The organism is Geodermatophilus amargosae (assembly GCF_900116515.1).
Classification (GTDB): Bacteria; Actinomycetota; Actinomycetes; order Mycobacteriales; family Geodermatophilaceae; genus Geodermatophilus; species Geodermatophilus amargosae.
Window position 1 is genome coordinate 78,299 of sequence record NZ_FPBA01000010.1, and the last position, 12,107, is coordinate 90,405.

Sequence of the window (12,107 nt, forward strand, 5' to 3'; positions counted from 1 at the left end):
GGGATCGCTTCCTATGCCGCAGTGGCCTCGGGGACGGGCAGGCCGTCGCGCAGGGCGCAGAGCAGGGCGATGTCGCGGGCGTGGCCGCGGTCGGCGCTCGGCGTCTCGACGACGACCGGCACCCCCGCCATCGACGGGTGCGCCATCAGCTCGGCGAAGGCGCCCACCCCGATCGAGCCCTCGCCGATGGTGGTGTGCCGGTCCCGCCGGGACCCGCGCTCGTCGAGGGAGTCGTTGGCGTGCACCAGCCCGAGCCGGCCGGGGCCGACGGCGGCCTCCAGCGCGTCCAACGTGGCGCTCGTGCCGCCGGGCGCGGCCAGGTCGTGCCCTGCCGCCCACGTGTGGCAGGTGTCCAGGCACACGCCGACCTTCGGGTGCATGTCCAGCGCCGCCAGGTAGGGGCCGAGGTCCTCGACGGTGGCCGCCAGCGACCGGCCGCCGCCCGCCGTCGGCTCGACCAGCAGCCGCGGGCCGTCGTCGGGCAGGGCGTCGAGCACCGGCAGCAGCCGCTCGTGCAACTGCCGCAGCGCGGCCTCGTAGCGGTCCTCGTCCACGGCGGACCCCGCGTGGACGACGACGCCGCGCACGCCGAGCCGCACCCCGCGGGCGAGGTCGGCGGCGATCGTCTCGATCGAGCGGTCGACGGTGGCCGGCGTGGGCGAGCCGACGTTCACCAGGAACGGCGTGTGCACGAACGACGGGACGCCGCGCTCGGCCAGCCCCGCGACGAACGCGGCGTCCTGCGCGGGGTCGCCGGCCGACCGCTTCCAGCCGCGTGGGTTGCCGACGAAGACCTGCACCGCCTGCGCGCCGACGTCGTCGGTGTAGCGGAGCCCGCCGGTGGCCAGCCCGCCGGCGACCTGGACGTGCGCACCGACCGGGATGGAGGGCGCGCCGCTCACCCGAAGCTGAGCAGCAGGCTGACCTCGCTGCCCTGGTCGACCACGGTGCCGGCGCCCGGGCTCTGCCGGTACACGCGGTCGCCGGTGATGAAGGTCGAGGTGGTGACCTCCAGCCCGGCCGCCTCCAGCGTCGCGATGGCGTCGGCGGCGCGCTCCCCGCCCACGTCGGGCACGGTCACCTGGGGCACGCCCTCGGAGACCTGGACGGTGACCTCGCTGCCGTACGGCGCCTGCGTGCCCGCCGCCGGGCTGACGGCCATGACCGCCCCGGTGGGGACGTCGGCGCTGCGGCCCACGGTGCGGGCGACGCTGAAGCCCTGGGCCTCGAGGTTGGTCTGCGCGGCGTCGGCGGGCTGGCCGACGACGTTGGCGATCGCCACCGGTGCGCGGCCGCGGCTGACGTAGACGGTCACCGGGTCCCCACGCTTGACCTCCGTGCCGGCCTCGGGCTCGAAGCCGGTGACGGAGCCGACGGGGATCTCGTCGTTGTAGTCCTGCTGCTCGGTGGGGACGACGGGGATGCCCCTCAGGGCGTCGCGCACCGCCTCGATCGGCTGCCCCACCAGGTCGGTCGGCACGGTGAAGCGCTCGGGGCCCTTGGAGACGACGAGCTCGACGTCGCTGTTGCGGATGGCCTCGCCGCCCTCGGGGTCGGCGGAGATGACCACGCCCTCGGGCACGGTCTCGCTGAACTGGTCCTCGGCGAAGACGGGGTCCAGGCCCGCCTCCTGCAGCAGGTCGACGGCCGCGGCGCGGTCGCTGCCCACCAATGAGGGGACCTCGGTCCACCGGCCCGAGCCCATCCACCAGCCGACGGCGCCGATGGTGATCGCCAGCAGCAGCACGACCGCGACCGCCAGCCGCGCGCGGCGGCGCCGGACGTGCGGCGAGACGCCGGTGCGGTGCGGGGGGACCGGCCGCCGGCCGCCGACGTCGGCGGTGGACCCGGTGCCCACGGGGGGCAGCAGGCTGGTGCGCCCGGCGCGTGAGGAGCGGCCGCCGAGCACCTCGGTGCCCGGGTCGCTGCCGTCGCCGGGCTCGCTGGGGTGCCGCCGCGAGGGCCGGTTGGTCGGCCGGATGGTGGCCGGCCCGGCCGAGCTGCGCCCGGTGGGCACCGGCACGCGGGCCAGGCCCAGGTCGCTGCGGACGTCCTCGAGGTCGGCGAGGAAGGAGCCGGCGTCGAGCGGGCGGACGGCGGGGTCGCGGCGGGTGGTCCGCTTGACCAGCTCGTCGACCTGCCAGGGCACGGTCGGCGCCTCGGACGAGGGCAGCGGGACGTCGTGGTGCACGTGCTGGTAGGCCACCGCCAGCGGGGTGTCCCCGCCGTAGGGCGGGTGGCCGGTGAGCATCTCGAAGAGCACGAGGCCGGCGGCGTAGACGTCGCTGCGGGCGTCGGCGCGGCCGCGCTCGAGCTGCTCGGGGGAGAGGTAGGCGACCGTGCCGATCAGCACGCCGCCGGTGTGGCTGGTCTGCCCGGTGCCGGTGAGCGCGCGGGCCAGGCCGAAGTCGGCGACCTTCACCGTGCCGTCGTGGCCGATGAGGACGTTCTCGGGCTTGACGTCGCGGTGCACGATCCCGGCGCGGTGCGCGGCCGACAGCCCGGCGAGCACCGGCTCGAGGACGGCGAAGGCCTCGGCGACGGTCAGCCGGCCGCGGGCCTGCAGCAGGTCGCGCAGGGTGCGGCCGCGGACGAGCTCCATGACGAGGAAGACCAGGCCCTGGTCGGCGCCCTGGTCGCTCACCGAGACCACGTTGGGGTGGCTGAGCATGGCCGCCGCCCGCGCCTCGCGGGTGAACCGGTCGACGAACGTCGGGTCGTGCGCCAGGTGCTCGGCCATGACCTTGACCGCGACGGTGCGGTGCAGCCGCAGGTCGGTGGCCGCGTACACGGTGGACATGCCGCCGCGCGCCAGCCGCTCCTCGAGGCGGTAGCGCCCCTCGAGGACCAGGCCGACCACGGGGTCGGTCACGGCGGTGTCCACGGGGACGAGTCTAGGAGCGCCCGGCCCCGAACAGGTCGGCACACGCGCAGGCGGGCGGGCCGGCACACCCTCCCGTCACACCGGTCACGACGACACCGGCGTCCTCCCCGCGCCGGGGTGCCGGGCGGGGAGGACCGGTCCCCCTACAGCTCCAGGCCCGGGTACAGCGGATGGGCGGCGACCAGCTCGGACGCGGCCGCGCGGGTCTTCTCCGCCAGACCGCTGTCGACGGCGTACCTGGCCTTGGACGGCGAGCCGTCCTTCGTCGCGGTCGGGGTGGTGTTCGACAGGACGTCGACGATGAGCTCGGCGGTGCGGTCGAACTCGGCCGCCCCGAACCCGCGGGTGGTCAGCGCCGGGGTGCCCAGCCGGACGCCGGAGGTGTACCAGGCGCCGTTGGGGTCGGCCGGGACCGAGTTGCGGTTGGTGACGATGCCGGCGTCGAGCAGCGCGGACTCCGCCTGCCGGCCGGTCAGGCCGAAGCCGGAGACGTCGAGCAGCACGATGTGGTTGTCGGTGCCGCCGGTGACCAGCGTGGCGCCGCGCCGCGAGAGGCCCTCGGCGAGGGACACGGCGTTGTCGACGACGGCCTGCGCGTACGTGGCGAACTGCGGGCGGCGGGCCTCGGCGAAGGCGACGGCCTTGGCGGCCATGACGTGCGGCAGCGGGCCGCCGAGCACCATCGGGCAGCCGCGGTCGACGGCGTCGGCGTACTCGGGCTGGCTGAGCACGAACCCGCCACGCGGGCCGCGCAGCGACTTGTGGCTGGTGCTGGTGACCACGTGGGCGTGCGGCACCGGGTCGAAGTCGCCGCTGAACACCTTTCCGGCGACCAGGCCGGCGAAGTGGCTCATGTCCACGATCAGCGTGGCGCCGACCTCGTCGGCGATCTCGCGCATCCTCGCGAAGTCGACCTTGCGCGGGTAGGCGGAGTAGCCGGCCATGAGGATCAGCGGGCGGAACTCGCGGGCGCGGGCGGCGACGGCGTCGTAGTCGAGCAGCCCCGTCTGCGGGTGGGTGCCGTAGGAGGACTGGGCGAACATCTTGCCGCTGATGTTGGGGCGGAAGCCGTGGGTGAGGTGGCCGCCGGCGTCGAGGCTCATGCCGAGCATCCGCTGGTCGCCGAGGGCGTGGCGCAGCGTGGCCCAGTCCTCGTCGGTGAGCTCGTTGACGTGGCGGACGCCGGCGCGCTCCAGCGCCGGGGACTCGATCCGCTGGGCCAGCACCGCCCAGAAGGCGACCAGGTTCGCGTCGATGCCCGAGTGCGGCTGGACGTAGGCGTGGGGGGCGCCGAACAGCTCGCGGGCGTGCTCGGCGGCCAGCGCCTCGACGGTGTCGACGTTCTGGCAGCCGGCGTAGAAGCGGTGCCCGACGGTGCCCTCGGCGTACTTGTCGCTGAACCAGTTGCCCATGGTCAGCAGCACGGCGGGGCTGGCGTAGTTCTCGCTGGCGATCAGCTTGAGGGAGGCGCGTTGGTCGGCGAGCTCCGCGCCGATCGCGTCGGCGACCCGCGGCTCGACCTCGGCGATGACCGACAGGGCGCTGCGGTAGGCGGTCGACGCGGCGGAGGCGTCGAAGGAGGGGGTCACGTCACTCATGGGGGCTCCTGGCGGGTGTCGGCGTCAGCGGTGCCCAGGCGCCCGGCGGGGGAGTGCAGGCCGCTCCCCGGTGGTGACCCACCTCGATGCGCCAGTCACGGCCCGGGGGTGATGGTACCGGGGCGCGGCCCGGCCCTGCGGCGTTCACGCCTCGACGAGCTGTCCCTCGGCGTCGTGGCCGAACACGCCACCGACCATGGTCGCCCGGACCTGCACGTCGCGGATCCGCTCCGGTGCCACCGCGAGCAGGTCGTCGGACAGGACGACCAGGTCCGCGAGCATGCCCCTGCGCAGCGTGCCCTTGCGCGTCTCCTCGAAGACCGCGTGGGCGGAGCCGACCGTGTAGGCGCGCAGTGCCTCGCGGGCGGTGAGCGCCTCGTGCGGCGCGATGGGGGTCCCGCCGGCGGACCGGCGGTTCACCATGTCGTGGATGCTCAGGATCGGCTCGCCGGGGACGACGGGCGCGTCCGTCGAGCCGGGCAGCTCGACGCCGGCGTCGACGAAGGACCGCATCCGGTAGGCGAGGTCGATCCGCTCCGGGCCGAGCGCCGCCAGGAACCCGTCGCCGAGCGCGGAGAGGAACCTGCCCTGCGGCACCGGGACGAGCCCCGCCGCGACGATCCGCGCGACCTGCTCGTCGGAGGCGACCCCCACGTGCTCGATCCGGTGCCGGGCGTCGGTGCGGGGTGCCCGCCGCTGCGCCTCCTCGTAGGCGTCCAGCACGACGTCGAGCGCGCGGTCCCCGATGGCGTGGGTGGCGACCTGCCAGCCGTTCCCGTGGCTGCGCACGATGCTCTCGCGCAGGGCGGCGGCCTCCGTCTGCAGGTAGCCCGCGTTCCCCGGGCTGTCGGCGTAGTCGCAGCACATCGCGGCCGTCCGGCCGATGAGGGAGCCGTCGGACATGACCTTCACCGGTCCCAGCCGGAACCACTCGTCGCCGAGGCCGGTGCGGATGCCGAGGTCCAGACCCCAGCCCTCGAGCCCGTCGTCCACCCGGCCGAGCTCGTGCAGGGCGTCGACGAAGGGCATCGCGGTGATCCGCGTGCGCAGCACCCCCCGCTCCCGCGCGACCTGGAAGGCGCGGGCGTCCGCGGGACCGTGCCCGATCAGCCGTCCGCCGATGCCGGGTTCGGTCGCGCTCGTGAGGCCGTGGCGCAGAGCCCAGGCCGACGCCGCCCCGAGCGCGGCCACGATGTCGTCCTGGGGCACGGGGCGCAGGACGGAGCTCACCAGCGCCATCGCCTGCTCCTGCAGGAGACCGGTGCTGACGCCGTCGACCCGCACGATGCTGCCGCCCGCCGGCGCCTCGACTGCGTCCGGATCGGGATGGCCCGCGAGGCGAAAGGCCTCCGTGTTGGCGACCGCCATGTGGTTGGAGGCATGGACGAGGTAGACCGGCCGGCCGCCGGCGACCCGGTCCAGGGCCTGCCGTGTGGGGTGCTCGCCGAGCTTGTTCTGGTCGTAGCCGTTGCCGACGACCCAGGCGCCCTCGGGCTTCGCGGCGGCCCACTCACCCACACGCCGGTAGAGCGCGTCGAGGGTGGGGGCGGCCTCGGCGGAGAGGTCGAGCTGCGTCATCTCCCTGCCGAGCACCGAGAAGTGCAGGTGGGCGTCGTTGAAGCCCGGCACCACGGGGGCGCCGCCCAGGTCGTGGCGCACGTCCGCGGCGATCCCGTCGAGCTCCTCGTCGAAGCCGACGACCCGGCCGCCGAGGACGCCTACCGCCGAGGCCGTCGGCCGCGCCGGGTCCAGCGTGGTGATGCGGGCGTTGGTGAGGACGGTGTCGATGCGCATCGTGGGCAGTTCCTCGGGTCCGGAGGGCGACGGGGACCGTGCTCGGCTCGCGGCCGCACGGCCGTGCCGGGCGACCGCCGACGGCGCCCGGTCTGCGATGGTGCGCGCCGGGCACGGGGGAGCGGAAGCCCGACCCGGGATGCCGCCGACGGGGACCGCCACCGGTGCCCGCCCCGTCCACGGCCCCCACCTAAGCTCGGTGCCCATGGAGACCCTTCAGCCCGCGGAGGTGGCCGCGGTCCTCGGCGTCTCGCCGAACAAGGTCCGGCAGCTGATCCGGGAGGGCAAGCTGATGGCGGTGCCGGGCAGCGGCAACAGCCGCATCCCCGCCGACTTCCTCCAGGACGGCGCGGTGCTGCGGCACCTGCCGGGACTGATCACCGTGCTCAAGGACGGCGGGTACACCGACGCCGAGGTCTTCGACTGGCTGTTCCGGGACGACGAGTCGCTGCCGGGCACGCCGGTGCAGGCGCTGCGCGACGACCGGCACACCGAGGTCACCAGGCGCGCGCAGGCCCTCGCCTTCTGACCGGGCCGGCTAGCGGCGCCGGGTCCTGAGCCGCACGGCCTGGGCGCCGGCGAGGCGGCGGGCGAAGATGCCCAGCCGGCGCGGCTTGGACACCGTCACCCGGCGGTCGAGCACCCGGAACTCGGCCCGCTCGATCTCGGTGAGGATCCCGCCGTAGAGGGCGGTGGCCGCCCGCACGCAGTCGCGCGACTCCGGCGCCAGCATCGGCGTCCCCGGGGCGGCGTCGTCGTAGCGGCGCCGCACGATGGCCACCATCTCCTGCATCAGCGCGCGGAAGCGGGCGTCGTGGCGCTTGGCCTCGATCTGCTCGCGGGTCACGCCGTGCGCGGCCATCACGTCGGCGGGCAGGTAGACCCGGCCGCGGTCGGCGTCCTCGGCGACGTCGCGCAGGAAGTTGGTGAGCTGGAACGCCTCGCCCAGCGCGATCGCGTGCGGTGCGGCCTCCTCCCGCGCGATGCCGGGCGCGGTGCCGAGCACGGGCAGCACCTGCAGGCCGATCACCGACGCCGAGCCCCACATGTACCGGTCGAGGGCGGCCATGTCGGCGTAGCCGGTGACGGTGAGGTCGCTGGTCATGGCGGCGAGGAAGTCGACGAGGTGCTCGACCGGGATGCGGTACCGGCGGTAGGTGTGCACGGTGGCCAGCCGCACCGGGTCGTCGGACCAGCCGGCCTCGAGCTCGGCCAGCAGCGCCCGCGACCAGTCGGCGAGGTCGCCCTCGGGGTCCGCGCCGGGGTGGTCGACGAGGTCGTCGGCGGTGCGCGCCGCGGCGTAGAGGGCGTGGACGGCGGGGCGGCGGTCGGCGGTGAGCAGCCGGGTGGCCAGGTGGTAGCTCTTGCCGTGCTCGGCGTTGACCGCGGCGCAGAAGCGGTAGGCGGCGTCGAGCCGTTCCTGCCGCTCGGCCATCGTCAGCGGCCGCTCGGTGGCGGTCATCGCACGGGCCCGGTGATGCGCTCGGCGGCGAGCCGGCCGCTGATGACCACCATCGGGACGCCGACGCCGGGCTGCACCGACGAGCCGGCCAGCACCACGTTCTCCGGCCCGCGCCGGGGCAGCGTCGGCGTCCGGAACGGGCCGGTCTGGCCGAAGGTGTGGGCGAGGGCGAACGGCGTGCCGGCGGCCATGCCCTGCCGTGCCCAGGTCAGCGGGGTGTCCACGTGCTCCACCTCGATCGCGTCGGTCAGTCCCGTCCAGCCGCGGGCCTCCAGGGTGCCCAACACCTCCTCGCGGTAGCGCGGGGTCAGCGCGTCCCAGTCGATGCCGGGGTTGCCGCCGCTGTGCGGGTCGAGGTTCGGCGCCGGCGCCACCACGCTGAGCACCTGGCCGCCGTCAGGGGCCAGCGACCGGTCGGTGCGCGAGGGCATGCTCACCAGCAGGCTCGGGTCGCTCATCGGCCGGCCGGTGCGGGTGAGCTCGTCGAAGACCTGCTCCCACGCGGCGCCGAAACTGATCGTGTGGTGCGCCTGCCCGGGCAGCTCGCTGCGAACGCCCAGGTGCAGGGCCACGCAGGACGGCGAGTAGGTGGGCCGGCGGCGCCGGAACCCGGGCACCAGCCCCTCGGGCACGTCGGTGGTGACGACGACGGCGTCGGCGGGCAGCCGCTCGCCGCCCTCGAGGCAGACGCCGGTCACCCGCCCGCCGCGGACGTCGAGCTGCTCCACCGTCGCGCCGTACCGGAACACGACGCCGGCGTCCCCGGCGGCGGCGGCCATCGCTCGCGGTACGGCGCCGATCCCGCCGACCGGGTGCCAGACGCCGGCGCCGATGTCGAGCTGGGCGATGACGGCGTAGGCGGCGATGGCGCGGAACGGGGAGACCCCGGCGTAGAGCGCCTGGAAGCTGAACAGCCGCCGCAGCCGGTCGTCGTCGAAGAACCGCGCCACGTGGCTGGACAGCCGGCCGAACCCGCCGCGGCGGGCCAGCGCCCACAGCTCCGGGCCGAGCAGGTCCAGCGGGGTGTCGAGGTTGCGGTCGATGAAGGTGGTCAGCTGCAGCCGGTACAGCTCGGCGAGGTCGGCGAGGTAGCGGCGCAACGCGGCGGCCTCGGCCGGCCCGGCCAGCGCCTCCACCTCCGCGGCGAACCGGTCGACGTCGGCGTGCACGTCCAGGTGCGAGCCGTCGGCGAACTGCGCCCGGTATGTGGTGTCCAGCGGCACCAGGGTGAGCCGGTCCTCCAGCCGTTCGCCGACGGCGGCCAGCGTGTCGGCGACCAGCTCCGGCGCGGTGAACACCGAGGGGCCGGTGTCCAGGACGTAGCCGTCGCGGGTGACCACGCCGGCCCGCCCGCCCGGCCCGTCGCCACGCTCGACGACGGTGACCTCGCGCCCGGCACCGCGCAGCCGCAGTGCGGTGGCCAGGCCGGCGAGGCCGGCACCCACGACGACGACCCGGTCGGTCCTCCCGGGGACGGTCCGCACGCTCAGGCCGTGCGCGAGGTCGCGGCGACGGCGAGCGCGTCCAGGGCGGCGCGGGCCTCGTCGGCGATCGGGGCGTCGGCGATCGCGCCGCGGGCGGTGGCGGTGCGCTCGGCGATCCGCTCCTCGACCCGGGCCCGGGCGCCGGTGACCTCGATCAGCGTGCGCAGCGCCGAGAACTGCTCCTCGCCGGCGTCGGGGTCGCCGAGGGCCTCGCGCAGCAGCCGGCGTCCGGCATCGTCGGCCTCCTCCTCGGCGAGTGCGATGAGCAGCGTCTGCTTGCCCTCGCGCAGGTCGTCGTCGGCGGACTTGCCGGTGACGGTGGGGTCGCCGAAGACGCCGAGGACGTCGTCGCGGAGCTGGAAGGCCTCGCCCAGCGGCAGGCCGATGGCGGTGTAGACGTCGGCCGCGCGGGGACCGGCGCCGGCGATCGCGGCACCGAGCTGCAGCGGGCGCTGCACGGTGTAGCCGGCGCTCTTGTAGCGGGCCACGGTGAGGGCGCCCTGGGCGCCGGGCAGGCCGCCGGCGGCGCGCAGCAGGTCGAGGTACTGCCCGGCGGTGACCTCGGTGCGCATGGTGTCCCACACCGAGCGGGCGCGGGTCAGGGCGGGACCGCTGATGCCCGAGCGGCGCAGCAGCTCGTCGGACCACACCAGCGCGAGGTCGCCGACCAGGATGGCCGCGCCGATCCCGAACGTGTCGCCGTCGCCGGACAGGCCGCCGTCGCCGTGCCGGGTGGCGAACCCGACGTGCGTGGCCGGGCGGCCGCGGCGGGTCAGGGCGCCGTCCATGACGTCGTCGTGGACCAGGGCGCTGGCGTGCACGAACTCCAGCGCGGCGACGGCGCGCAGCACCGCGGCGTCGTCCTCGGCCGGGCCGCCCAGGTCCTCGGTGACGCCGCGCCAGCCCCAGTAGGCGAAGGCCGGGCGCAGCCGCTTGCCGCCGTCGGCCAGCGCGCAGACCTCGTCGACGACCGGCGTCAGCGAGGGGTCCATCGCGGCCAGCGTGGTGCGCTGCTCCTCGAGGAAGCCGGTCAGCGCGGCCGACACCGCGCCGCGGACCCGGCCCAGGTCGGCGGCCGCGAGCGACGGGGCCAGGGCGCGGACCACGGGGTTCCGCTGCGCAGCGCCGGTGATCACCCGACCAGTATCGCCCCATCGAGTCGCGCGCGTCCTGTCCAGGGGGTGGGGCTGCCTGCTCACCGGCTCCTCCTCGGGGTCGCTCTCCGGGTGTCTTCCGCCCCGGGTGCCGGGGCGGATGCACGGCAGCGCCCGGTACCGCACGTACCCTCGGTCCCCGTGACCCGAAGCGTCCGCGAGCTGCTCGCCTCGTCGCGGCCCACCTGGTCGTTCGAGTTCTTCCCTGCCAAGACGCCCGAGGGCGAGGCGCAGCTGTGGACGGCGCTGCGCCAGCTCGAGCGGCTGCGGCCGTCGTTCGTCTCGGTCACCTACGGCGCCGGCGGCTCCACCCGCGAGGGCACCGTCGCCGTCACCGAGCGGATCGCCGCCGAGACCACGATGACCCCGCTGGCGCACCTGACCGCCGTCGACCACTCGATCGCCGAGCTGCGGCACGTGGTGAGCCGGATGGCCGCCGCCGGCGTGCGCAACCTGCTGGCGCTGCGCGGGGACCCGCCCGGTGCCGACCCGCAGGCCGACTGGGTCAAGCACCCCGAGGGGCTGGAGTACGCCTCCGAGCTGGTCGAGCTGATCCGCTCGATGGGCGACTTCTCCGTGGGCGTCGCGGCGTTCCCCGAGCGGCACCCGCGCTCACCGGACTTCGAGACCGACGTCGCGATGTTCGTGCGCAAGTGTCGCGCCGGCGCCGACTTCGCGGTCACGCAGATGTTCTTCCGCGTCGAGGACTACCTGCGGCTGCGCGACCGGGTGGCCGCCCGCGGCTGCGACGTCCCGCTGATCGCCGGGGTGATGCCGGTGACCAACGCCCGGCAGATCACCCGCATCGTGCAGCTGTCGGGCCAGGCGTTCCCCGAGGAGCTGGCCGCGCGGTTCGCCGAGCTCGACGGCGACCGGCCCGAGGACAAGGCGGCCGTGCGCGCCTACGGCGTCGAGGTGGCGACGGAGATGTGCCGGCGGCTGCTGGACGAGGGCGTGCCCGGCATCCACTTCATCACCATGAACCGGTCGACGGCGACCCGTGAGGTGTTCCTGAACCTCACCGACGCCGACACCGGCACGTCGGTCCCCTCCACGCTGGCCGCGACCTCCTAGACGGTCACCGGGCGGCCGGGCTCGAGCAGCTCGGCCGTCCGCCGCGCGGCCTTCCGCAGCCCCTCGCGCTCGGCCGCATAGCCGCCCAGGACGCCGACGACCGGCAGCTGGGACAGCGCCCGCGCGCCGAGACGCCCCTTCGGGCGGGCGTCGAGCGCCTCGTCGATGCGGCTGAGCAGCCGGGCGGCCCGCCACACGGTGCGCGCCGCGCCGGCCAGGCCCGCCCGCTGCTCGCGCGCGCCGAAGGCGGCCTCGGCGTAGCTGCCGCGGACCCGCTCCAGCAGCGGGCGGACCCGCTCGACCGGCAGGTCGCGGTCCAGCAGCACCGTCGACAGCAGTGACACCCGCTCGGCCGGGTCGGTGACGCCGTGCTCGCCGGCCACGCCGAGCACCACCAGCGACTGCACCGCCGTCCCGACGGTGTTCTGCAGCGGGAGCAGGTCGGCAAGCCGGCCGGCCAGCCGCGGCAGGCCGCCCGCGACGGCACCCACCTGCGCGGCCCGCTGTGCCCACCAGTCGTCCCGTGCGGCGGCCGGCATCTCCGGCGGGCGGCCCAGCCGCCGCACGAGGGGCGAGGTGAGCCGGTCGAGCCGGCGCAGGACGTCGACGACGACGGCGTCACTGAGGGGAGGTGCCATGCCGGACACCTACCCGCCG

10 protein-coding genes and 1 riboswitch are annotated in these 12,107 nt (G+C 75.7%); of the genes, 2 read left to right on the forward strand and 8 right to left on the reverse strand.

The window, feature by feature from the left end; all coding sequences use genetic code 11:
- Positions 1-11: 11 nt before the first annotated feature.
- The 4 genes from BM414_RS14595 to BM414_RS14610 all read right to left on the reverse strand — a co-directional run bounded on the left by BM414_RS14595 (position 12) and on the right by BM414_RS14610 (position 6,276).
- A complete protein-coding gene (locus BM414_RS14595; RefSeq protein WP_093580265.1) occupies positions 12-902 on the reverse strand; it encodes a deoxyribonuclease IV in 891 nt (296 codons plus the stop codon).
- The gene (gene pknB, locus BM414_RS14600) at positions 899-2,884 is read right to left on the reverse strand and encodes a Stk1 family PASTA domain-containing Ser/Thr kinase (protein ID WP_093580267.1); all 1,986 of its coding nucleotides are present in this window, start codon (positions 2,882-2,884) and stop codon (positions 899-901) included. Before pknB ends, BM414_RS14595 begins: the two co-directional genes overlap by 4 nt.
- Positions 2,885-3,027: 143 nt before the next feature.
- Positions 3,028-4,482 (reverse strand): glycine hydroxymethyltransferase, encoded by a 1,455-nt coding sequence (locus tag BM414_RS14605; RefSeq protein WP_175551598.1) that lies wholly within the window; start codon positions 4,480-4,482, stop codon positions 3,028-3,030.
- A gap of 25 nt (positions 4,483-4,507) precedes the next feature.
- Positions 4,508-4,591, reverse strand: a riboswitch (ZMP/ZTP riboswitch).
- A gap of 35 nt (positions 4,592-4,626) precedes the next feature.
- Positions 4,627-6,276: an amidohydrolase gene (locus BM414_RS14610; RefSeq protein ID WP_093580268.1), complete on the reverse strand. Its 1,650-nt coding sequence runs from the start codon at positions 6,274-6,276 to the stop codon at positions 4,627-4,629.
- A gap of 205 nt (positions 6,277-6,481) precedes the next feature.
- On the opposite strand from BM414_RS14610, the gene BM414_RS14615 reads away from it, so the two are divergent.
- Positions 6,482-6,805, forward strand: a complete 324-nt coding sequence (locus tag BM414_RS14615) for an Rv2175c family DNA-binding protein (RefSeq protein ID WP_093580419.1) — start codon at positions 6,482-6,484, stop codon at positions 6,803-6,805.
- 9 nt (positions 6,806-6,814) lie between these two features.
- Here the strand turns inward: BM414_RS14615 and BM414_RS14620 are convergent, their stop codons facing one another.
- Genes BM414_RS14620 through BM414_RS14630 form a run of 3 tightly spaced genes read right to left on the reverse strand, consistent with a single transcriptional unit; the run spans position 6,815 to position 10,358 of the window.
- A complete protein-coding gene (locus BM414_RS14620) occupies positions 6,815-7,738 on the reverse strand; it encodes a phytoene/squalene synthase family protein (protein ID WP_093580270.1) in 924 nt (307 codons plus the stop codon).
- Positions 7,735-9,222 (reverse strand): phytoene desaturase family protein, encoded by a 1,488-nt coding sequence (crtI, locus tag BM414_RS14625; RefSeq protein ID WP_093580272.1) that lies wholly within the window; start codon positions 9,220-9,222, stop codon positions 7,735-7,737. The genes BM414_RS14620 and crtI overlap by 4 nt, the downstream gene beginning before the upstream one ends.
- A gap of 2 nt (positions 9,223-9,224) precedes the next feature.
- Positions 9,225-10,358 (reverse strand): polyprenyl synthetase family protein, encoded by a 1,134-nt coding sequence (locus BM414_RS14630; protein ID WP_245784734.1) that lies wholly within the window; start codon positions 10,356-10,358, stop codon positions 9,225-9,227.
- A 159-nt stretch (positions 10,359-10,517) separates the two neighbouring features.
- Between BM414_RS14630 and metF the strand changes: the two genes are divergently transcribed.
- Positions 10,518-11,450, forward strand: a complete 933-nt coding sequence (gene metF / locus BM414_RS14635) for a methylenetetrahydrofolate reductase [NAD(P)H] (protein WP_093580274.1) — start codon at positions 10,518-10,520, stop codon at positions 11,448-11,450.
- Here the strand turns inward: metF and BM414_RS14640 are convergent.
- Entirely contained in the window at positions 11,447-12,088 is a 642-nt protein-coding gene (locus BM414_RS14640) for a hypothetical protein (protein WP_093580423.1), read from the reverse strand. The two genes, metF and BM414_RS14640, sit on opposite strands and share 4 nt — an antisense overlap.
- Between the last annotated feature and the right edge of the window lie 19 nt (positions 12,089-12,107).